Below are 21,228 nucleotides of genomic sequence, written 5' to 3'. Positions count from 1 at the left end.
GTTGAAGTGAGAATCACCGTCACCGGAGCCTCCGGACTGCTCGGTTCGTCCGTCGCTCGTGAGCTCGTCACCGCTGGTCACGAGGTCACGACCCTGCAGCGTCGCCCCTCTGGGGTCGACGGCGCCACCGATGTGGTGGAGTCGGTGACCGATGCGGCTGCCGTTGAGAAGGCGGTCACCGGCGCCGAGGCGGTCGTGCACTTGGCCGCGAAGGTGTCCATGATGGGTGACCCCAAGGAATTCGAGGCCGTGAACATCGGCGGCACCCGCACTCTCGTCGATGCGGCTCGGGCCGCCGGCGTACAGCGCCTGGTCCATATCTCATCGCCGTCGGTGGCCCATAGCGGTGAGTCGATCATCGGCGACGGCGCCGAACCCGCGTCTCCGGAGTTCGCTCGCGGTGAGTATGCGCGGACGAAGGGCGCCGGTGAGCGGATCGCCCTGGGCGCCGACTCGCCTGACTTCCGAGTGCTCGTCCTGCGTCCCCACCTCATGTGGGGACCGGGAGACACTCAGCTCACGGAGCGGGTCATCGATCGCGCCCGTGCGGGGCGGATGCCGGTGCTCGGATCGGGCGCGGCGCTGGTCGACACGCTCTTCGTCGACAATGCCGTCGAGGCGATCGTCGCAGCGGTGACCGCGGTCGATTCCACTCATGGTGAGGCGCTGGTGGTGACGAACAGTCAGCCGCGACCCATCGGCGAGCTGATGTCACGCATCGCGATCGCCGGCGGTGCGTCGGAGCCGAAGCTGCGCATTCCGGTGTCGCCGGCGCTGGCGGCCGGAACCGTGGTCGAGAAGGTGTGGGAACTCGGAGAGCACGACGACGAACCGCCGTTGACCAGGTTCCTCGCCGAACAGCTGTCGACCGCGCATTGGTTCGATCAGCGACGGACGCAGGAAGTTCTCGGCTGGACTCCCCGCGTCAGCATCGAAGAGGGTATGCGGATCCTCGCCGCACACTACGCCTGAGCGGGTTCGCCAGCAGAGTTCGACTGTTCAGCTCCGGCAGCGACGCGGGCCAGCAGCGGCTCAGGCCAGCTGCGGCTTAAGTCAACTGCGGCTCAGAGCCGGTACTGGTTGTTTTCCTCGGCTGAGGGACCCTTGCGTTCAGGAACCTCAGCATCATCGGCGTCGTCGTCGGCAAACTCTTCGGCGGCCGTGTCTGCGGACTCATCAGCGTCGTCCGGCAACTTGCCGGAGAGCGCGTCGGCCGACATTCCGGGCTCGCCGGTCGGAGGTGCCTCGAGCGAGGATCCGCTGGCGGATTCGTCGTATTCCTCCGGGTCGAGCGTCGCCGGGTCATCGGCCGGCCCTTCGAGATCCGGGTCGGAAGCCGGATCGGACCCGCTGTCGCTGACACCGCCCTGATTCAGCGACGGAGCCGCGGAGTTGTTCTCGCTCTTCGCGTCGGCAGCACCAGCCTGCGCGGCACCGGTGGGCTGAGCGGGGAACGACGGCGGCATCGGCGGAGGCGGCGGCAGCTCGGACGAATCCCCTGCCTGCGAGGCCGGTTTCTCATCGGCTTGAGACGATTCACCCTCGGCAGTCTCTGCACCGGCAGGTTCTGCGGGTGCGGCCGACTTCGCTGGTTCTGCGGAGGTGGCGGGCTTCACCAGCAGATCGGGCTTCGCCGACGCAGAGGCGTCGGTCCCGTCCTCGTCAGACTTCGGTGCTTCGTTCGGTGCCACTGCTTCGGATGTCACCGCGTCTTCGGACTGTGTCTCTTCCTGCGAAGCAGCGTCGCCTGCGGTTCCGTCAGATTCCAAGGACGAGTCCGTCTCCGAGTTCGGCTCGGCTGCACCTTCGGTCGCCGCAGCGGCTGCGCCCTCGGAAGTTTTCCCTTCGGCGGTCGAACCGGGAGTTGCTTCGGCTGTCTCGCCATCGGTGGCTTTCTCGCCCTCGGTCACAGCCGAACTGTGTGCGACCGACTCCCCATCAGGGACCGCCTCGGCGGCCTGCTCCCCGTCGGGGGCCGCCTCGGTGGGTGTCGCCTCATCAGAGGAATCGGCGGAGTCGGAGGAGCTCGTCTCATCGGTCTGTGCGGTCGATCCCGGCAGGGCACCGTCGATGCCTTCGAGGCTCACTCCCGCCTCGGCGGCGAGTCGGGCACGTCGTTCGGCACGGGCCTTCGCTCGGTCGTCTTCGCTCTTCTGCGCCTTGGCCTTGGCCTTCGCCGATTCGCCCTTCGGCTGGGTCGGGCGCACGGCCTCCCAGATGAGCAGGACGACGAGCATGGTCAGTCCGACGATGACGCCCATGAGGATCGAACCCCACGGTCGCGCCATCGCAAAGAAGTCGAAGATGGCGTTCAGACCGAACATGACCGCCAGGCCGAGGATCAGTGCAACCAGGAATCTCATAACCCCATTGTGCCCTCTCCTGGTCCGAGTGCAGGGAAATGGGTCGACTTTCGTGCCGATGGCACTCCCCGAGGATGTGCACCCCACCTCTTCACATCACTGTGCCATGCGTCACAATAGGATCATGAACACCACCGAGAACTCCGCACCCAGCTACGACGAAGTAGCAACACGCATCGCCGAGGACCCAGAGGGCTTCTGGCTCGAGCAGGCCAAGAACCACATCGACTGGGTCACCGAACCGACGAAGGCCGTCGACGATTCGAATGCGCCGATCTATCGCTGGTTCCCCGACGGCGAGCTCAACGTCTGCTACAACGCGCTCGACCGGCATGTCGCGAACGGCCGCGGCGACCAGGCCGCCATCATCTACGATTCGCCGGTCACAGACACCGTCCGTTCGATCACCTACGCCGAGCTTCTCGACGAGGTCTCCCGCTTCGCTCGGGCTCTGGCGGACAGAGGGGTGACCAAGGGCGATCGCGTCGTCATCTACATGCCGATGATCCCCGAGGCAGCCGTGGCCATGCTCGCGTGCGCCCGCCTCGGCGCGATCCACTCGGTCGTCTTCGGCGGCTTCGCTCCGAACGAGCTCGCCGTGCGCATCGACGACACCGCCCCGAAGGCCGTCATCTCCACTTCCTGTGGAGTCGAGAAGAGCCGAGCCCTCGAATACAAGCCGATGCTCGATGAGGCCATCGAGATCGCTGAGAACAAACCTGACTTCACCGTCATCGTCCAACGCGACGAACATCGCTGCGAACTCGGCGAGAACGACCTCGACTACGCCGAACTGCTCGACCAGACACCCGAGGGCATCGACCCGGTGACCGTGAAGGCCACCGACGAGCTCTACGTCCTCTACACCTCGGGTACCACCGGCAAACCGAAGGGAATCGTCCGCGACTCCGGCGGATATGCGGTGGCCGGAGCCTTCTCGATGCCGACTGTCTTCGGCCTCCACCCGGGCGACACGATCTTCACCGCCTCCGATGTCGGGTGGGTCGTCGGACACACGTACATCATCTACGCACCCCTGCTGGCCGGCGTCACCTCGGTGCTCTATGAGGGCAAACCCGTGGGCACACCCGATGCCGGAGCCTTCTTCCGCGCCATCGAGCAGCACAAGGTCAACGTCCACTTCACCGCCCCGACCGCCATGCGCGTGGTGCGCAAGGAGGACCCGAACGGCGAGCTGATGAAGAAGTACGATCTGTCGAGTCTGCGTGCGGAATTCCTCGCCGGCGAGCGCCTCGATCCCGACACCTATGAGTGGACGACGAAGATCCTCGCCGAGGCGACCGGACGCGACGTCCCCGTCGTCGACAATTGGTGGCAGACGGAGACCGGCTGGCCGATCACGGCGAATCCGCTGGGACTGACCCGGTTCCCACTCAAAGCGGGATCCTCGACGAAGCCGACTCCCGGCTTCCACGTCGAGGTCGTCGACCCCGGCGGCCAGCCCGTTCCGGCAGGGGAGGAAGGACTCATCGTCATCCGGCTGCCGCTGCCTCCGGGCACCATGGCCACGGTGTGGGGCGACGACGAGCGGTTCATCTCCTCCTACCTCGCCGCCTTCGACGGCTATTACCTCACCGGTGACTCCGGCTATCTCGATGAGGATGGGTACGTCTTCGTCATGGGTCGCACCGACGACGTCATCAACGTCGCCGGCCACCGCCTGTCCACCGGCATCATCGAGGCGGTCGTCGCTTCCCACCCGGCCGTGGCCGAGGCCGCTGTCATCGGGGTCCACGATGATGTGAAGGGGCAGATCCCACGTGCGCTGGTCGTGCTCGGGGATTCCGCCGAGGCGGCCGATCCGGATACCGTCATCGACGAACTCGTGGCGCTCGTCCGCAAGGAGATCGGGCCGGTCGCCGCATTCAAATGCGTCGACATCGTCGCAGGTCTGCCGAAGACCCGGTCGGGCAAGATCCTGCGCAAGACGATGCGGCAGATCGCCGATGGCGTCGACGATCCGGCAGTGCCCTCAACGATCGAGGATCGCAGCGTGCTCGATGACCTCGGGGCGGTGCTCTCCCGCAGCTGAGAAGCCGGAGCCTTCAGCACGCAGACGCGATCCGGTGCGAACCTCGGAGGTTCGCACCGGATCGAGGCGGTTACGTTACGAGTTGCGCCCCTGTTCGAAGCCCGCGGCGAATCCGCGCTCGAAGGCCTCTTGGACCTCCTGTTCGCGGCTGCGACGCTCATCGGCCCAGCCGAAGGGGTCGAATCCTCGTCGGCCCGGTCCGAAGCCAGGACCGAAGTTCGGGCCGAACCCGCGGCGTCCGCGGCCTCCCCCACGGCGGTCACGATCGCCATGCCCGTGCGCCTCGTGGCGGTCAGGGCCGCCTCGGTGATCGTCGTGATTATGGAAGCGTTTGTGATCGTGCGGTCCGTCGTGGCGGTCTGAGTCGTCTCCGCAGCGGTCGGGGCCGAGGTTCTCGACGATCTTCGACAGGGAGGCCTTGAGGTTCTCGAACTCTTCGGAGGTGAGCACCTCTTCGATGTGGTCGCCGACTCCGTCGCGCATATCGCGGAAGCGCTGGCGCAGCTCTTCGGGATCGATGTTCTTCGACGGACCCCAACCGCCCCGCCCGCGCGGCGGACCGTAGGTCACCGGCCCTTCGGGGTAAGCGGCACCGTCGGCGACCACTTCATCGGAGTCCCAGCGACGACGTCCGCGCCGCATGCGCCCGAAGTCGCGAGGGTCGAATCCGGAGTCCGCCGCGACCGAACGGAATTCGCGGCGCAGCACGTGGCTGAATTCGCGCAGCAGCTGCGGCAGATCGGCGTCGGTGTCACCTTGCTTGTCGTCATCGGAACCGGCGTCGCTCAAAGGTTCATCGCCAGCGGTCGCGGCATTGTCCGCGTCGACCGCGTCTGCCTCGCCGGCCTGGTCGCGACCGTCACCAGAGCGTGAGGCGTCGCCCGTGGCGGTGTTCTCGTCTGAGTTCAGTGAGTCCTCGCTGCCTTCTGCGCCTGCTGCGCCTGCGGTCGGGGTGGTGAAGTCGTCGTTGTCATCGTTGAAGTCTTTGTGATCAGTCATGTCATCTCCTTAGTTGTCATCTGACATGTACATGCAGAATGACATGCAATTCGATTGCATGTCAAGTAGCATGTAAAATCGAATCATGAGCACGAACGATGACATTCAGACGATCGCCGAGGCGCTCACCCGCCTGCAATGGCGGCGTGGGCCCGGCGGTCCGCGCGGATTCGGACCCTTCGGCGGGTTCGGTGAGCACGGCGGACCCGCCGAACGCGGGGGCTTCGGTGAGCGCGGAGGATTCGGAGGCGGTCGGCACTCGGACGACTTCCCCTTCGGCGGCAAGCGTCATCCCGGCGGACCGTTCGCCGCACACGGCCGCGGGCGTGCGCTCATCCGCCTGCTCGTCTCCCTCGTCCAGGCGGGCACGGCACTGGGAGTCAGCGCGCTCGGCGATGCAATCGGCGTCGATCAGCCGCGTGCGTCCCGACTTGTGTCCCAAGGTGTCGAGCTCGGCTTCCTGCGTCGCGAGGCCGACCCGGATGATGCCCGGCGGACCCTCATCGCGCTGACGGACAAGGGCCGCGCGATCACCAACAGGTTCCGCGGCGCTCAGCGTGAGAATGTCGATCAGGCGCTGAGCGCATTCACCGAGGAGGAGCGCGCACAGCTGGCCTCGCTGCTCACACGTTTGGCGGATGCCTGGCCGAAGTGAGCGCTTCGGCACCACTCTGGTCAGGCGGCCGCTGACCGCTCCTGTCAGAACACGGCCTGCCTGAAATCTGTCCTCAGCTCTCAGCGAGCTGTTTGAGTCGCTTGAGTGACGCGAGCAGATTCGCCGCCGTCGTCGACTGCGCCTTAGACAGGCGCTTCGGATCGCGCAGCTCGGTCCAGTCATAGGTGTGACGCACCAGGACCGATCCATCCCCTGTCGGTTCGATCTCCCACACCCACTTCTGCCCGAACGGCTCTCCCCCGACCTCGGAGGGCTTCCAGGCGATGAGCCTGCCCTCGGCGAAGTCGACGATATGGTTCTCGCGGTCCACTCCCTTGGTCAGGGTCGTGAAGAAGGAACCGCCTGTCCCACGCACCCGCTGACCGTCGACGGCCGAACCGAGGTTGTCGTTTCCGTCCCATTCGGGCTGTCGCCGCGGATCGGCGATGAGGTCGAAGACCGCCTCGGCGGGGGCCGCAATCTCGATCTCGGCGGTGACGACCTTGAGCACCGGGTCGATCGAGTCGAAGACGGATGCATCGGGGGTCTGGTCGGTCATGGAGTCCTGCCTTCGTGTGTGGTCCGGTCTCGACGTCGAGCCGAACTGCGGAGTGGATCGGACACGGTCAGAATACATGCGCCCGCCATCGCAGTCCTCCGGCCGACGGCCCCGCCAACGTGGCCTTCGGTTCCGCGAGTCTCCAGCCTCAGTCCTCGAGCGCACGGTCCTGACGCTCGGCGCGCAGGGCCGCCGTGCTGAACCGGGTGAACATCCGGGAGGAATCGCTCGACAGCGCCAGCAGCACCGCCACCTGCATTGCGATCGTCGTCAGCGCGTACATGTTCGTCGCCAGGTCGCGGTCTCCGGTGAAGTAGTTCGTCATCGACACGATCACAGAGATCGTCGAGAGAGTGAGGATCCACAGTCTGGCCCGGTTGCTGCCCCGGAATACCGATGTCGAGGCGATGACCTGCAGACACCCGATGAGGAGACTGACGCCGACAAGCACTCCCGCGACGATGCGCGTGGCAGTGTCGTCGCTGACCGCCGCGATGTCCGAGCTGTAGTCGACGACTTCGGACCGCAGCCCGTTCCAGTCGAGGAGCATGCTGATCACATCCCATGCCTGGAAGAGCAGCAGGATGAGCACGAGGGCGGCGCCGACGACGGTCTGCAGAGGGCGCTGCCGCCACAGCGTCTTCGTCACTTCGGACACGCTGCGAGATTCGGAGTAGATGCTGGTGGCGTCGAGGGCCAGCTCCAAACGTTCCGGATGGTCGGCTTCGTCGGCGACCACCTCGGAGACGTCGACGATCGGCAGGTGCCCATCGGTGATGATCGAATCGCCGCCGCCGTTGCGGGAGTGGTATCCCGTGGAGAAGTCCTTGATCCGATCGACCGAGATCGCGTCGTTGACTCCCGTGACGGTGTCGACGATATGGTCGCGTTCGACGTCGGTGTTCTCTTCGATCTTGTGGGTGAACTGGAGGGTGAACAGGGAGATGCCGACGGCTTTGTCGTAGGTACCAGCGGCCAGCCAATCGGCTTGGTGTCCGCCGGGCAGCAGCCATCCGCTGGGGCACTTCCAGAACCGCACGTGGTGACGCTGCCCCGGATCGCCGTCGACTTCCTGCTGGTAGGCGAAGTCCTGACGTCTGCCGAACAGCAGCAGCGGGGACACCGGGGCCTGCGGGTAGCTGCGCTTCGTCACCGTCGAGCGGATGATCTCCCACGTCGATGCGGGAGTGATGCTGTCGGCGAGGATCCACCCCGCTTCCCGCATCGCATGGTGGATCTGCGCTTCCTCACCGCGCCAGGCGAGGTTGACCGGATCGCCGAGCAGACCGTCGGAGGTGCGGGTACGGCCGATGAAGTAGTTCGGCACATAGATCTGGGACAGGATGCGATGCAGTCTGGGCAGAGCCAGGTAGGACACGACTCCCCAGAACACGAGCAGCGTCAGCACCTGCCACCAGCCGAGGCTGAATCCTTTGAGCAGGATCAGCAGCGCCAGCCAGGTCGAGGCCGCACCGGCGAAGAGGAAGAACAGGTAGTCGAGCACCCCGGTGGGCGTGAAGTGGTGTCGCCGAAAGATGAACGGCTGCCTCAGCCGCCGCTTCTGCCCGACCGCCGCGCCGGCCGCATCCGTTCCACCTGTCGTCCCTCCCGTTGCCATGGGCGCCAGTTTAGCCAACCGCCCGATGCGCCCGGAATGCCGATTCCCGCCTTCCCCTCACCGAGGTGGCCTCAATGGAGTCGGTCTGGCTCTCCTTCTACGGGCCAACTGCTCCCTTCGCCGAGGCGGCCGGTCCGCATCCGTTCACGTTCGCGTCGACGGCGTTCGAGGGCGGCGCGGGCAGTGGCCGCGAGTTCCGGACTGTCGTCATCGCTGAGTTCGGCGATGAGGTCATCACTGTCGTCGCCGGAGATCTCGAGGAGGACTTGGAGCACTCGGAACCGCGTCGTCGTCTCGCTCGATTCAGCACGTCTGTGCAGTTCGGACAGGATCCCTTCGCTTATGTCGGCATTCGGTCCGGCCGCCTCAACGATGGTGCCGAGGGTCTCCGCCGCCTCGATGTCCTTCGGCCCGTTCATCGCCAGGTCGAGCAGCACGGGCACAGCCTTCGCATCACCTGCTTTTCCGAGGGCGAGCGCGGCGATGCTGCGAATGTCGGAGTCGACGTCGTCGAGCCCGACCTCCAGCGCGTGCCGGATCATCGACGTCGAGTGCGAGCTGAGCTTCTCATCCGGTGTGGTTCTGCGGATCTCGTCGAGGGCGAGCAGCGCGTTGCGGCGTACCTGAGCGGATTCGTCGTCCATTCCCTTCACCACATGGGGCACGGCTTCGGCGCCGGCTTGGGCGAGCGCCCATCGCATGGCCCCCGCCGCGTTGAGCACGGTCTCCTGCAGGACCGCCTGCGCCAGGGTCTCGATCGGCATTCCTCCGTCGACTCCGCTGCCGAGTGCGGCCTTGTGCCTTTGAATGACGTCACGCGATTCGAGGGAACGCATGAGATCGATGGTGTACAGGAGCGATCCGCCATCGGTCCGGCCGAGCCGAGCGACGGCCTCCAGGTGGTCGAGCAGACGCCGCTGCGCCGCGATCCGCCCACGCGTTTGGGCGATGAGATCCCCGAGCACGCTGCCGGGGTCGAAGTCAGGCTCGGACAGCACCCGACCGACTTCGGTCAGAGACATGCCGAGCTTGCGCAGACCCTCGATATGGAAGATGCGACCGATATCGGCATCGGAGTATTCACGGTATCCGCCCGGCGTCCGCTGACTGGGTGCCACGAGCCCGAGTGATTCGTAATGGCGCAGCATACGTGCGCTCACACCGGAACGCCGAGCTACCTCGCCGATGAGCATGTGCCACCTCTCCTCTGCTGCCTTTCACCCTATGCCGCAGCCGCCGCTCATCGGAAGCATCGTCCCGGAATTCTTCGGAACCCGGAATCGGTCGCTTGCCCGCTCGGAGGAAGGGATCCGAGACCCCGGCCGTGTGTCGGCGGGCTTGCCCCACCCGCCGGCACACGCACGATCGGACCTTCCCTGCGCCGATCTAGACCGTGGTCTCGGATCCCAGTGCGACCACCCGCTTGGCTGCGTCCAAGGCGTGAGCGAAGCCGGCGTCCGGGTCATCGAACATGTCCCGAGTCGCCATGGCGTGAACCCGCACTGTGTCGTCCTCTGCGTGAAGCTTCTCATCGACCACTGACACGAGATCCTCACCGAGGGCCACGATTGCTCGGCTGAGGCTCTTCTGCATCTCGATTTCCCCGCGGCCCAACTGTGTCACCAGGGATGATGCCAGTTCTTCACGATTCTCTCCGGGCACCAGGGCAACGGCGGCTCTCCACGCACTGCGGGCCACCTCGGTGTCGGGATGAGCGATGAGGACCATGCCGATCCGAGCCGGGTCCATGGCCGACCAGGCCCGGACGTCACCGACCTTCGACAGCGTGTGCAGGGATTGGCTGATCGCCTGCGGCAGCGGAGAGTCGAGTTCGGCGATGAGGCGGGGAAGAGTGTCATCGGCGGGCAGCCGAGTGAGCGTCCAGGTGAGCATGTCACGGACGAAGAAGTCCGGTTCGACGCGGCACCGGGTCATGAGCACGTCGAGGTCACCGGGCTCCGCCCGTGTGCCGATCGCCATCGCCGCCTGCAGGCGATGCTGCGGATGCGGTGCGCTCAGTGCGTCGATCAGTCGGTCGCCGGTGACGTTCCGGTGGTCGCCGGTATCGGCCCGACGGTCAGTCCCGGTCAGGAGTTCCGGTTCCCGAGACTGGTGGTCGTTGAGTGGATGTGTCATGGTCTCCACCTCCTTGTCACCCAGTGAAGACCTTGACATCGTGTCAAGGTCAAGAGGACTAGACTCTTTTCATCACCGTCCCCGGAATGGAGCCGCGCATGGACAAGGTCGATTTCAAGAAATCGCTGCCGAGCTTCCGCGCGAAGCAGGGACGATTCGATGTCATCGAGATGCCGGAAGCGCAGTACCTCATGATCGACGGTCACGGTGATCCGAACACTTCTCCCGATTTCGCATCGGCAGTGACCAGTCTCTATCCGCTGGCCTATGGGCTGAAATTCTTCAGCAAGCTCGAACTCGGTCGCGACTATGTGGTGCCGCCGCTGGAAGGACTGTGGTGGGCCGACGACATGGAGTCATTTACGAGTGCCCGGGACAAATCCGCATGGGACTTCACGCTTATGCTGCTCGTCCCGGATTGGTTGGACGCCGAACATGCAGGCGGCGTGGTCGATACGGTCCGGGCGAAGGGATCGGCGCCCCGCCTCGGCGAGATCCGGTTCGAGACGCTGCGGGAGGGAACGTGCGTCCAGACCCTGCATATCGGGCCTTTCGACGACGAAGGGCCGGTCCTTCAGCACATGCACGCCGAGATCATTCCCGATGCAGGGATGACGATGACGGGCAAGCACCACGAGATCTATCTCAGCGATGTTCGCCGGACTGCGCCGGAGAGGTTGCGCACGATCCTCCGTCAGCCGGTAGCGCCACAGGGCTCAGCCGCCGCTCGACCAGCCTCCGCTGACCGGGGCGGTGGTCCTCACACCGGAGCCCCCACCTGAATCGGACGATGAAGACCCAACCGATGAGGAGTCCGAGGTCGGTGATGAACCAGTCGACGGCGACTCTGCGGAAAGGAAGATTACGGCGACGAGGATGCCGGCAACGGTCAGGATGCCGACAGCGACGAAGGAGAAGACCACGATAAGGCAGGTCATCAGAGGTGGGCGGTTATTGCGCCGAACGATTCTCACCATGGCTCAAGCCTAATGGGCGCCGCTCGCTCCACCGCGCCGTGACCTTCCTGTGACAAAAACCTCGGCGTGGTCTCATGAGTCCTTAAGTTTGTTGCATTATCGTTATATTCATGCCTCGTCTGACATCATCTCGCAAGGGCCGCCGGTCCGTGCTCACTGGTGCCCTCATCGGGCTCGGGGCGGCAGTGATGGCACTGGTCGTGGGCGCCGTCATCATCCTCAATTCCCCCGTCTCTTTCGGTTCCACGAAGATCAGGCAGATGCAGATGGCTTCGGTCAGTCAACTCAGCGAGCAGCAGATCGAGAATGCTCGGCTCATCATCGGCGTCGGCCGCGGCGGCAACTTCGACGACCAGGCGATCCGCATCGCCCTCATGACGGCTCTGCAGGAGTCCTCGCTGCGCAATCTGGATTCCGGCGACCGTGATTCGGTCGGCCTGTTCCAGCAGCGCCCCTCCCAAGGTTGGGGCGAACCCCATCAGCTCACGGATCCCATCTACGCCGCCAAGGCGTTCTATGGGATCAATCCCGCAGTCGAGAACCCAGGACTCAATCAGATCGAGGGCTGGGATTCGATGACACCGACCGAAGCGGCGCAGTCCGTGCAGCGGTCGGCACTTCCCGACGCCTACGGGCAGTGGGAGTCCTTGGCCGACGACCTCCTCGGCTCGCAAGCTGACGTCGAAGCCCTCGACTGACGACGTCCCAGCAGACGCGGACGCCTCACGGTGTCCGATTTCGCATGGCCACGCCGGTTGTCCGGTAATCTGCACTCATGGCTTCCGTTCCCGAATCCGTTCCCGTCAATGACGAGGTCGAGCAGCTCCTGCTCAACCCCGAGGACCATCGCGAAGCCATCGCCGAAACCGCCGACCTCTTCAAGGCACTCGCCACACCCTCCCGGCTGAAGATGCTGCTCGTCCTCACCCACGGCGAGGCCACGGTCACGCACATCGTCGAAGCGACAGGACTGTCCCAGCCGCTGGTGTCCCAGCATTTGAAGTTCCTCCGCGGACTCCACCTCGTCGGAGTCAACCGCATCGGCCGAGAAGCCTACTATTCGCTCAAGGACGACCACGTCGCCCACATCATCGTCGACGCCATCGCCCACACGATCGAGGCACACGAACACTGAGTCCGGCGGTTATGCGCTAGCGTCGTCGGCGACGTTTCAGGGCCTCCGGTCCCCCGCCGACGACCCACACGATGAGGGCCACGAGGACGGCGCCGACCCACTGTCCCGCCTGCAGCCGTTCCCCGGCGATGAGCGATCCGAGCACCACCGCTGACAACGGTTGGAGCAGCATGAGCGCCGCGGTCATCGGCACCGGCACCAGCGGACTGGAGATGCTCAGCAGCACCCACGACAGTGCCTGACCGCATACGGCCAGGGCGATCATCCAGCCCCAACCGGACCAGCCGAGGTCGAAGTCGAGCCCGCCGAGGGTCAGCCCGGCCACCGCGGTCATCACAGCGGCCGCGATCGTGCCCACTTGGACCGGGGCGACGACGAAGTCTCCGGCGACCTTGCGGCTGTGGTGGATGCCGAAGATGTACACGCCGTAGAGCACACCGGACAGGACCCCGAAGATCGCTCCCCGCGTCGGATTCGCCGCCGTCTCATCGGCGCCGACACTCCCCCGGTCAGCAGCATGCCGATGATCATGATCGGCACGCAGCCGATGAACAGCCACCCGGGCCGGCTGCCTCCGAAGATCCACACCAGGGCCGGGAACACGATGACCTGGACGCTGATGAGGACCGTGGACACCCCCAGACCGGCGTCGAGCACGCTCTGGGCCCAGAGCACATAGTCGATGCCGAGCGCCGCCCCGGAGACCGCTGCGATGATGATCGCCTTCGGCGGGAACCGTCCGTGCCGCCGCAGCTCGAGCACTGCCAGCGGAGCGAGCACGACCACGGCGATCCAACACCGGAGGAAGGCAGCGGTGGGGGCGGTCGCCTCGGCGAGGATGACGAACAGCCCGGCCGATCCCAGCAGGACGGCGGCCGTGATGACGCCGAACACCGGCAAGGCCTTCGGCGCGGGAGGCGGCCTTCCAGCCCGCGTCTGAGGTGAGCTCATCGGGCCGCCTCGGCGGGGCTCATCTCTCGAACCTGAGGACTCATCCCATAAAGTCGAGGATGCGGTCGATGGCCTCGGCCGTCCGGTCCGCTCCGACGGCCAACGACAGGCGGACCGAACGGGAGCCGTCGACGGAGTCGAAGTCGTCTCCGGGAGCGAGCGCGACGCCGGTGGCTTCGAGCACCTGCGCACACCACTGACCGGCGGTGTCGAGCCCTGCGCGGTCGAGGATGTCGTCGACGCGGGCGTACATGTAGAAGGCACCGTCGGGTGGGGCCATCTCGCCGAAGCCGAGGTCGTCAGCGGCACTCAGCACATGCTCGCGGGCGCCGGCGAAGGAGGCCACAGCGGCTTCGCATTCGGCATAGGACTCGTCGGCGAAGGCCGCAACCGCCGCGTACTGCGCGGGAACCGGGGCACACAGGGAGAGGTTGCCGGTGACGTTCTGAGCCGGGGCGACGAGTGCTTCGGGCAGGATCGCCCAGCCGAGCCGCCATCCGGTCATGCCCCAGTATTTGGAGAACGAGGAGATGACGATCGCGTTGTCGTCGTGGGCGAGCGCGCACTCTCCGCGGGTGCCGATGTAGCTGATGCCGTGGTAGATCTCGTCGGAGATCACCTGCACCCCGTTCTCCCGGCACCAGTCGACGAGTTCGCCGAGCGCCTCGGGGCCGATCATCGTGCCCGTCGGGTTCGCGGGCGACGCGAGCATGAGTCCCTTGAGCGGGGCCTCGGCATGGGCTGCGGCCAAGAGGTCGACGGTGGGCTGGAACCCTTCGTCGGCACCGCAGTCGAGTTCGACGACGTCGCAGCCCAAGGCGGCCAGGATGTTCTTGTATGCACCGTATCCGGGCCGGGCCAGGGCTACCCGGTCGCCGACGTCGAAGCAGGTGAGGAACGTCGTCTGGAACGCGCCCGAGGATCCGGTGGTCACGGCGATGCGGTCGGGTGCGATGTCGAGTCCGTACCAATCGCGGTAGTGGGAGGCGATGGCCTCCCGCAGTTCGGGGATGCCGAAGATCGGCGAGTACCCGAGTCCCGTGCCGTCGCGAGTGACCTCGGCGGCGCGGGTGAGCACGGGGCTGGGCGCGCCCTGGGTCGGTTCGCCCAGGCACATCGCGATGGTGTCGCGGCCTGCGCGCTGCATCTGCCCGACGGTGGCGACGATGCCCATCGCCGCGAAGGGTTTGACGAGTCCCGAGCGGGCGGAGGCGGCCGGACCGGAAACGGCGGGGGCGGACGTGGTGGGGACCGCCTCGGCGGGGGTGGATGAGGTCATCGGTTCACTTCTTCTCACGCGGGAGGCGGCCGAGGGTGTAGAACTCCGGATTCGGGACCATTCCGGAGATGTGGGCCATGCGGTTGGACAGGCCGAAGAAGCCCGTGATCGCGGCGATGTCCCAGGCGTCCTCGTCGTCGAATCCGTGCTCGGCGAGTGTCGCATGGTCGGCTTCGCCCACGGCCCACGGTTCCTCGCAGACCTTGACCGCGAAGTCGAGCATGGCCATCTGACGTGGGCTGATATCGGCCTGACGGTAGTTCACGGCGACGACGTCGGCGATGAGGGCGTCCTTCGCGAAGATCCGCAGCATCGCCCCGTGCGCGACGACGCAGTAGAGACACTGATTGATCGCCGAGGTGGCCACGACGATCATCTCCCGATCCGCCTTGGTCAGATTCCCCGTCTCCTTCTCCATGAGCGCGTCGTAGTAGGCGAAGAACGCGCGGAATTCGTCCGGTCGGCGGGCCAGGGCGAGGAAGACGTTGGGCACGAAGCCCGACTTCTCGGCGACCTCGAGGATCTGGGCGCGGATGTCATCGTCGACGTTGTCGATGTCAGCAAGTGGGTATCGCATATCCCTCATGCTAGCCCGGGTGGATCGGTTCGGGTCGAGCCCGTTCAGGGCGATACGGTGAGGGCATCAGGTCCGTCCCGGCTTCGGCTCGATTCCACTGGGGCCGTTCGCGCATCGAAGGAGATCACCATGACCGCAGACAATGCAGCAGACACCGGTTCGACCGGCGAGGTCCAGCTCGACAACGGAATGTTCCGGGTGACGAAGTGGACGATCCGTCCCGACGGCGTCATCCCGATGCACAAGCACGAGTACGAATACGTCGTCGTGCCGATGGTCACGGACACGATGCTCGTGCGCAATTCGGACGGCACCGAGATCCGCGCCGAACTCGAGGCAGGAGTCTCCTACACGCGTCCGGCAGGGTCCGAGCACGAGGTCTCGAATCCCGGAGGCAGCGCCGACGTCGTCTTCGTCGAGGTCGAACGCCTCTGAACCTCCGGCCGCTGCCACGCTTCGATCGAGTGGGTGACACCGGTCGCCACGGCTGCGGTTGCGCACAAGCGACACGTACAGCGCTCGCTTAGGTGGGCGAAGTGGTCACGCCCACCGCTGAATTCCGTGACCATTTCGCCCACCTAACGCCGGGTATTCGCCCCCGACCGGTGCGAACCCACCTCTAGGAGTCACTCCACCCCGAGACGCATCTGGCCTCAGCCGCACCCTCAGGAAGTGGGGATCTCCCAGGTGTGAACGGGCTTCCCGGTCGCCTGGTTCGCCAGGTAGGCGTCCATCATCGCCCTGATGCCCTCGGCGCGTTCGGGTGAGTCTTGTCGGCTGTCGGGGGCGAGGCTCTCGAGGGCCTTGAGCTGCCAGGTCGCGCCGTTGACGCGGTTTTCGGCACGGCCTTCGATGATCGACATGTATTCGTCGATGACGTCCTTGTCGATGTTCAGCCGTGACAGTCCGCGCCGGGCCTGAGGTGCGAGCACATCGGTGACGAGGTCGGCCACGCCGATGCGGCCGATCTTCGGCCACGTCACTCGGGCCTCGATTCCGTCCTTGGCGCAGGCGATGAAGTTCTCCTCCGCCTCGGAGAAGGACATCCGCGACCACACGGGACGGTTCTCACCGACGAGGAATTCGGCCAGGCCGTAGTAGAAGGCCGCATCGGCGACCATGTCGACCGGGGTCGGTCCGGCCGGCAGCAGCCGGTTCTCGACGCGGATGTGGGCGCCGCCGTCACCGGAGTTGTAGATGGGGCGGTTCCAGCGCCATACGGTGCCGTTGTGCAGATTGAGCTCGAAGAGCTTCGGGGCGTCGGCGGCACGGAATTCGACGAAGTCCTTGATCTCGGGCAGCAGCGGCGGGAAGTAGCGGACGTTCTCCTCGAAGAGGTCGAAGACGCTGGTGATCCACCGTTCGCCGAACCACACGCGGGGACGCACACCCTGGTTGACCAGTTCGGGTGTGCGGGTGTCGATGGACTGCGCGAAGATCGGGATCCGGGATTCGTGCCACAGCTTGCGGCCGACGAACAGCGGTGAGTTCGCTGCCATCGCCACCTGCGCCCCGGCGATCGCCTGCGAGGCGTTCCAGGCGTCGGCGAATCGGTTCGGCGCCACCTGCAGGTGCAGCTGCATCGACGTGCAGGAGGACTCCGGAGCGATATCGGAGAACTCCGCCTTGTACCGCTCTTCACGGCCGAGTTCGATGCGGACGTACTCGCCGCGGGCGTCGATGACCGAGTTGCTCAGCGCCTCGTACCGGTTCTCCTCGGTCATCCACTTCTCGTCGGTGAGGAACTCGGTGGTCAGGGTCGGCAGGGTGCCGATCGACACCGCCTTGAGTCCGTCCTCCTCGGCGGCCTTCTGCGCTTCCTCCAAGCGGTGGGCGACACCGGCCTCGAGGGTCTTCAGCCCGCGCCCGGCCACCTGGAGCACCGGATGATTGAGTTCGAGGTTGAAGGCGCCGATCTCCGATTGGTACTCGTCATCGAGTCGAGCGAGCACCTCCTTGTTGCGCAGGCTCGGCTGGTTGCCCTCGCCGACGAGGTTGAGCTCGAGTTCGAGCCCGATCGTCCCCGCCGATTTGAAATCCGCATGACGAAGGTAGGTATCGAAGAGCTCGAGGTTCTCCGCGAGCTTCTCCCGATACAGTGTGCGTTCCTCTGGCGTGTACCGCTTCGAGCTGACTGCCTCACCCATAGGACTAGCAAACCACAGACGGCTGGGTTTGTGCGCGGCCGTTGTGCGGGCGGGGCGTGCATCGCCTCCGTCCTGCACCATCCGGACACCTGCGGTGTCGGCAACCGCCCTTCCGTAGACTCGCATCATGACTTCGACCACATCACCCGCACCCCAGCCCGCTGACTTCGTCGAACAGGCGAAGCGACGCCTGCCCGGCATGCTCGCCGACATCGAACGCGTCATCTCCCTCGAGACTCCCTCACATGACAAGGCGGCCGTGGCCGCAGGTGCACGGGACTTCGCCGCGCTCCTGAAGGACCGCCTCGGCGTCGAGGCGGAGCTGCTCGATATCGACGGCACGGCCCACCTGCGCCTGCGCTTCGGCACGGGTCCCGCCCGCGTCGTCCTGCTCAACCATCAGGACACGGTGTGGCCGCACGGCACGCTCGAGCGCATCCCCTTCTCCACCGCGGACGGCATCCTCCGTGGTCCCGGCAGCTTCGACATGCTCACCGGGGCGATCATGAGCGTGCACGCCACCGCGATCGTGGCCGACCACCTCGGCGAGGGCGGGCTGGACGGACTGTCGATCCTCGTCACCGGTGATGAAGAGGTCGGGTCGCTGTCCTCGTCGGATCTCATCCGCGCCGAGGCGGCCGAGGCGAAGGCCGTGTTCGTCATGGAGGCGAGCGCCGACGGCGCGCTCAAACTCGAGCGCAAGGGCACGAGCAACTACGTCCTCAAGTTCACCGGCAGGGCCTCGCATGCCGGCCTCGAACCGGAGAAGGGCATCAACGCGGGCATGGCCCTGGCCCTGGCGCTGCCGTTGGTGGCCGACCTGGCCGACGCCGAGGCGGGGACGACGGTGGTGCCGACCGTGATCAGCGCCGGGACGACGTCGAACACCGTGCCGGCCGAAGCGCGGGTGGACATCGATGTGCGCGCCCGCACCGCTGCCGAACTCGAACGCGTGGATGCGCAGATCCGCGAACTCGCGGCGAACCCGCAGGTGGAGGGCTCGGCGACGGAGGTCCTCGGCGGGATCAACCGGCCCCCGTTCGAGAAGAAGCAGTCGGCTGCGCTCTTCGACCGGGCGACGGCTCTTGCGGGCGAACTCGGGCTTCCCGAACCGCAGGGAGTGTCGGTGGGTGGCGCCTCGGACGGGAACTTCACCGCCGGTGACGGCATCGCCACCCTCGATGGGCTGGGAGCCGTCGGCGATGGGGCGCACGCCGAACACGAACACGCCGTCATCGACGAGATCGCTCCGCGCACTGCTCTGCTCGCCGCTCTCATCGCCGATCAGCTGCAGGCCTGAGCCGGCGGGGGCCGCGGCTCCTCCCCTACCGCAGTTAACTGTGCGCAGATTGCCGGTTTCGAGCCGAAAATGTGCAATCTGCGCACACTTACCTGGCGGTAACAGCAGTCGCGCCGGCCGTAACCTCGATCGGCCCGGCAGTTAGTCGACCGGGTAACCGGCGGCGCGCATCTCGTCGGGCGACTTCAGCGTGAACAGCCAGTCGCGCAGGTGCGCATCGGGCCTGATCGTCGTCCGCGCGTGCAGCCGATCTTCGCCGACGAGGTAGTAGTGGTAGCCGTGCTCGCCGAGGTGGCCCATGAGTTCTCGTGGCTTCGCGCGGTCTTCGAGGACTTCGCACAGAATGTCCGGGTGCACTGCGGCGAGGAATTCCTGCCCGTGCGCGAAGACGTCGTTCTCCCCGCCTTCGACGTCGATCTTCACCGTCACGCGCGGCACCTTGCCCTGACTCCGCGCCTCAGTCTGCCCCGGCGCTTCGGCCAGCACCTCGGGCAGGAGAGCGTCGAGGGAGGTGAAGCGCACCTCGGCGTCGGAATCGAAGTGCATATCGGAGGAGTAGAACGACGGCAGCGCCGATCCTCCATCCCCGATGGGCACCTTCATCCAGGTGTCGGGGCTGCCCACCCCGGTCGGGTGGACCGTGGCGCGCCTGTTGAAGCCGTTGCGGTCGATGTTCTTCTCCACGCCCGCGACCACTGCGGGAATGATCTCGAAGACGTGGGCGCCCACGTTCTCATTTGCAGCGAGAACGGCCATGGTGAAGACCCCGGTGTAGGCACCGATGTCGAGGAAGACGTCCGCGTCGGCGCTGAGTGCGACCATGAGGTCGAGGGCGAACGCGTCTTCGGGCTCGGTGCGTCGCCCCCTCCCCCAGTAGAACTCCTTGGCGATTTCGCAGCGGAAAGGCTCGACGAGGATGAAGTCCGCTGCGCCCGCCCTGCCGCGGATCTCGGTGAGTTCGATGGGGGCTGGCAGGCGGCCGATCTTCAGCCCCCTGATCCGCGGCGCGATCGTTCGCAGCAGAGGGTGGAGCGTCGGCTGCGCGAGGGCCTTCTTGACCGGCAGCTTGAGGCCGAACCAGGACTGTCTGCGCGCGGTGAAAGTGCGCAGGTGATCGTTCACAACGGTGGCCCCCTTGCTGACAGGAAGACTTTTCCTCACACTATCAATGCCCGGCCCGTCGCTCCAGGGTTCTTCCGGACCTGATTCGCGATACTCGCCGTCTCTTTGCGGACCGCTGGCATAAGGTGGATGCGAAGTCCCATCCGCCCCGTTGCAAAGCAGGAGCCCGGCATATGAAGCTCAAGTCAGTCACCCTCCACCAAGTCTCGATTCCTCTCGTCACCCCGTTCGAGACCTCGTTCATGCGGGAGACGGAGAAAGACTGCTACCTCGTCGAGGCGGTCTTCGACACCGCGCAGGGTGAGATCACGGGGTGGGGAGAGTCCGTGGCGATGATCTCGCCGCTGTATTCGGCCGAGTATGTGGCCTCCGGCATCGATGTCACTCGCCGCTGGCTGGCTCCGCTGCTCTTCGATGTCGAGGACCTCACTGCAGAGACCGTCGGTTGGCATCTCCGCCATGTCATCGGCCACCCGATGGCGAAGTCGGCGCTGGAGATGGCTGTCATCGAGGCTCAGCTCAAGCTCAACAATCAGTCCTTCAAGGACTACCTGGGCGGAGTCGTCGACTCCGTACCCTCGGGAGTGTCGGTGGGCATCCAGGACTCCGTCGAGGAGACCGTCAGGGTCATCGGCGGCTACCTCGAAGAGGGCTACGCCCGGATCAAGCTGAAGATCAAACCCGGCAAGGACATCGCCCCGGTGGCCGCCGTGCGCAAGGCCTTCGGCGACGATTTCGGCTTCCAGGTCGACGCGAACGCCGCCTACACCCTCGTCGATGCCGCACACCTGCGTCGCCTCGACGACTATGGTCTCCTGCTCATCGAGCAGCCTCTCGGCGAAGCCGATATCCGCCAGCACGCCGAGCTCGCCAAACTCATGGACACCCCGATGTGCCTCGACGAGTCGATCGTCTCCGCCGAGGCGGCCGCTGACGCGATCATGTTGGGAGCTACCTCGGTGATCAACATCAAACCCGGACGCGTCGGCGGGTTCATCGAGGCGAAGAAGATCCATGATCTCGCCGCCGCCCACGGCGTCGCCGTCTGGCACGGCGGAATGGTCGAAACCGGCCTGGGGCGGGCGGCGAATGCGGCGCTGGCGTCACTGCCGGGCTTCACGCTTCCCGGCGATATCTCCGGATCGAATCGGTTCTTCCACGAGGACATCACCGAGGAGATCGTCATGTACGACGGCAAAGTCGATGTGCCCACCGGCGTCGGCTTCGGCGTTTCGATCGACCCGGAGAAGCTGGAGCGCTTCCGCACGGATTCCGTGGAGATCCTGCCGGCGCACTGATCCTCCATCGCCGAGGCAGCCCACCCTTAGCCGGTCACTGACCGGCAGGGGTGGGCCGC

21 protein-coding genes are annotated in these 21,228 nt (G+C 65.8%); 9 read left to right on the top strand and 12 right to left on the bottom strand.

Annotated features, from left to right (window positions below; genetic code table 11):
• The first annotated feature begins 6 nt into the window (after positions 1–6).
• A complete protein-coding gene (locus AC2W7L_RS06725; RefSeq protein WP_486003820.1) occupies positions 7–972 on the top strand; it encodes an NAD-dependent epimerase/dehydratase family protein in 966 nt (321 codons plus the stop codon).
• A 92-nt stretch (positions 973–1,064) separates the two neighbouring features.
• Here AC2W7L_RS06725 and AC2W7L_RS06720 read toward each other — a convergent pair whose 3' ends face one another.
• Positions 1,065–2,363, bottom strand: coding sequence for a hypothetical protein (locus AC2W7L_RS06720; RefSeq protein ID WP_486003819.1), 1,299 nt, complete (start codon positions 2,361–2,363; stop codon positions 1,065–1,067).
• A gap of 124 nt (positions 2,364–2,487) precedes the next feature.
• Between AC2W7L_RS06720 and AC2W7L_RS06715 the strand changes: the two genes are divergently transcribed.
• Positions 2,488–4,416 (top strand): acetate--CoA ligase, encoded by a 1,929-nt coding sequence (locus AC2W7L_RS06715; protein ID WP_486003818.1) that lies wholly within the window; start codon positions 2,488–2,490, stop codon positions 4,414–4,416.
• A gap of 75 nt (positions 4,417–4,491) precedes the next feature.
• Here the strand turns inward: AC2W7L_RS06715 and AC2W7L_RS06710 are convergent, their stop codons facing one another.
• Positions 4,492–5,415, bottom strand: a complete 924-nt coding sequence (locus AC2W7L_RS06710; RefSeq protein WP_486003817.1) for a hypothetical protein — start codon at positions 5,413–5,415, stop codon at positions 4,492–4,494.
• Positions 5,416–5,500: 85 nt separating this feature from the next.
• Between AC2W7L_RS06710 and AC2W7L_RS06705 the strand changes: the two genes are divergently transcribed.
• Positions 5,501–6,070 carry a MarR family winged helix-turn-helix transcriptional regulator gene (locus tag AC2W7L_RS06705; RefSeq protein ID WP_486003816.1) on the top strand — a complete coding sequence of 190 codons (570 nt, stop codon included), beginning with the start codon at positions 5,501–5,503 and terminating at the stop codon, positions 6,068–6,070.
• A 73-nt stretch (positions 6,071–6,143) separates the two neighbouring features.
• On the opposite strand, the gene AC2W7L_RS06700 is transcribed toward AC2W7L_RS06705, so the two are convergent.
• The 4 genes from AC2W7L_RS06700 to AC2W7L_RS06685 all read right to left on the bottom strand — a co-directional run bounded on the left by AC2W7L_RS06700 (position 6,144) and on the right by AC2W7L_RS06685 (position 10,383).
• The gene (locus tag AC2W7L_RS06700) at positions 6,144–6,629 is read right to left on the bottom strand and encodes an SRPBCC family protein (RefSeq protein WP_486003815.1); all 486 of its coding nucleotides are present in this window, start codon (positions 6,627–6,629) and stop codon (positions 6,144–6,146) included.
• A gap of 148 nt (positions 6,630–6,777) precedes the next feature.
• Complete coding sequence (locus tag AC2W7L_RS06695) at positions 6,778–8,247, bottom strand: LssY C-terminal domain-containing protein (RefSeq protein ID WP_486003814.1); 1,470 nt, start codon at positions 8,245–8,247, stop codon at positions 6,778–6,780.
• A 71-nt stretch (positions 8,248–8,318) separates the two neighbouring features.
• Positions 8,319–9,440 (bottom strand): MerR family transcriptional regulator, encoded by a 1,122-nt coding sequence (locus AC2W7L_RS06690; protein ID WP_486003813.1) that lies wholly within the window; start codon positions 9,438–9,440, stop codon positions 8,319–8,321.
• A 193-nt stretch (positions 9,441–9,633) separates the two neighbouring features.
• Positions 9,634–10,383, bottom strand: a complete 750-nt coding sequence (locus AC2W7L_RS06685) for a HEAT repeat domain-containing protein (RefSeq protein ID WP_486003812.1) — start codon at positions 10,381–10,383, stop codon at positions 9,634–9,636.
• Positions 10,384–10,481: 98 nt separating this feature from the next.
• On the opposite strand from AC2W7L_RS06685, the gene AC2W7L_RS06680 reads away from it, so the two are divergent.
• The 3 genes from AC2W7L_RS06680 to AC2W7L_RS06670 all read left to right on the top strand — a co-directional run bounded on the left by AC2W7L_RS06680 (position 10,482) and on the right by AC2W7L_RS06670 (position 12,495).
• Positions 10,482–11,165 carry a GyrI-like domain-containing protein gene (locus AC2W7L_RS06680; protein ID WP_486003811.1) on the top strand — a complete coding sequence of 228 codons (684 nt, stop codon included), beginning with the start codon at positions 10,482–10,484 and terminating at the stop codon, positions 11,163–11,165.
• Positions 11,166–11,470: 305 nt separating this feature from the next.
• The gene (locus AC2W7L_RS06675; RefSeq protein WP_486003810.1) at positions 11,471–12,058 is read left to right on the top strand and encodes a peptidoglycan-binding protein; all 588 of its coding nucleotides are present in this window, start codon (positions 11,471–11,473) and stop codon (positions 12,056–12,058) included.
• Positions 12,059–12,135: 77 nt separating this feature from the next.
• Positions 12,136–12,495: an ArsR/SmtB family transcription factor gene (locus tag AC2W7L_RS06670; RefSeq protein ID WP_486003809.1), complete on the top strand. Its 360-nt coding sequence runs from the start codon at positions 12,136–12,138 to the stop codon at positions 12,493–12,495.
• Between the two features lie 16 nt (positions 12,496–12,511).
• Here AC2W7L_RS06670 and AC2W7L_RS06665 read toward each other — a convergent pair whose 3' ends face one another.
• From AC2W7L_RS06665 to AC2W7L_RS06650, 4 genes are read right to left on the bottom strand one after another with little or no spacing between them, the layout of a single operon-like run.
• Positions 12,512–12,919: an EamA family transporter gene (locus AC2W7L_RS06665; RefSeq protein ID WP_486003808.1), complete on the bottom strand. Its 408-nt coding sequence runs from the start codon at positions 12,917–12,919 to the stop codon at positions 12,512–12,514.
• Positions 12,829–13,446, bottom strand: coding sequence for a hypothetical protein (locus AC2W7L_RS06660; protein WP_486003807.1), 618 nt, complete (start codon positions 13,444–13,446; stop codon positions 12,829–12,831). Before AC2W7L_RS06660 ends, AC2W7L_RS06665 begins: the two co-directional genes overlap by 91 nt.
• 40 nt (positions 13,447–13,486) lie before the next feature.
• A complete protein-coding gene (locus AC2W7L_RS06655; RefSeq protein WP_486003806.1) occupies positions 13,487–14,725 on the bottom strand; it encodes a pyridoxal phosphate-dependent aminotransferase in 1,239 nt (412 codons plus the stop codon).
• Positions 14,726–14,729: 4 nt separating this feature from the next.
• The gene (locus tag AC2W7L_RS06650; protein ID WP_486003805.1) at positions 14,730–15,302 is read right to left on the bottom strand and encodes a peroxidase-related enzyme; all 573 of its coding nucleotides are present in this window, start codon (positions 15,300–15,302) and stop codon (positions 14,730–14,732) included.
• 129 nt (positions 15,303–15,431) lie between these two features.
• Between AC2W7L_RS06650 and AC2W7L_RS06645 the strand changes: the two genes are divergently transcribed.
• Positions 15,432–15,737, top strand: a complete 306-nt coding sequence (locus AC2W7L_RS06645) for a cupin domain-containing protein (RefSeq protein WP_486003804.1) — start codon at positions 15,432–15,434, stop codon at positions 15,735–15,737.
• A 230-nt stretch (positions 15,738–15,967) separates the two neighbouring features.
• Here the strand turns inward: AC2W7L_RS06645 and AC2W7L_RS06640 are convergent, their stop codons facing one another.
• Entirely contained in the window at positions 15,968–17,449 is a 1,482-nt protein-coding gene (locus AC2W7L_RS06640) for a glutamate-cysteine ligase family protein (RefSeq protein WP_486003803.1), read from the bottom strand.
• A 127-nt stretch (positions 17,450–17,576) separates the two neighbouring features.
• Here AC2W7L_RS06640 and AC2W7L_RS06635 point away from each other — a divergent pair, with 127 nt between their 5' ends.
• Positions 17,577–18,749 carry a M20 family metallopeptidase gene (locus AC2W7L_RS06635; RefSeq protein ID WP_486003802.1) on the top strand — a complete coding sequence of 391 codons (1,173 nt, stop codon included), beginning with the start codon at positions 17,577–17,579 and terminating at the stop codon, positions 18,747–18,749.
• Between the two features lie 141 nt (positions 18,750–18,890).
• Here the strand turns inward: AC2W7L_RS06635 and AC2W7L_RS06630 are convergent, their stop codons facing one another.
• Positions 18,891–19,871, bottom strand: coding sequence for an FkbM family methyltransferase (locus AC2W7L_RS06630; RefSeq protein ID WP_486003801.1), 981 nt, complete (start codon positions 19,869–19,871; stop codon positions 18,891–18,893).
• A 173-nt stretch (positions 19,872–20,044) separates the two neighbouring features.
• Here AC2W7L_RS06630 and menC point away from each other — a divergent pair, with 173 nt between their 5' ends.
• Complete coding sequence (gene menC / locus AC2W7L_RS06625; RefSeq protein WP_486003800.1) at positions 20,045–21,169, top strand: o-succinylbenzoate synthase; 1,125 nt, start codon at positions 20,045–20,047, stop codon at positions 21,167–21,169.
• The last annotated feature ends 59 nt before the right edge of the window (positions 21,170–21,228 follow it).

The sequence above is a fragment of the Brevibacterium sp. LAARM3_SD1 genome, from assembly GCF_057364765.1.
This window is presented reverse-complemented; position numbering and strand designations above follow the sequence as displayed.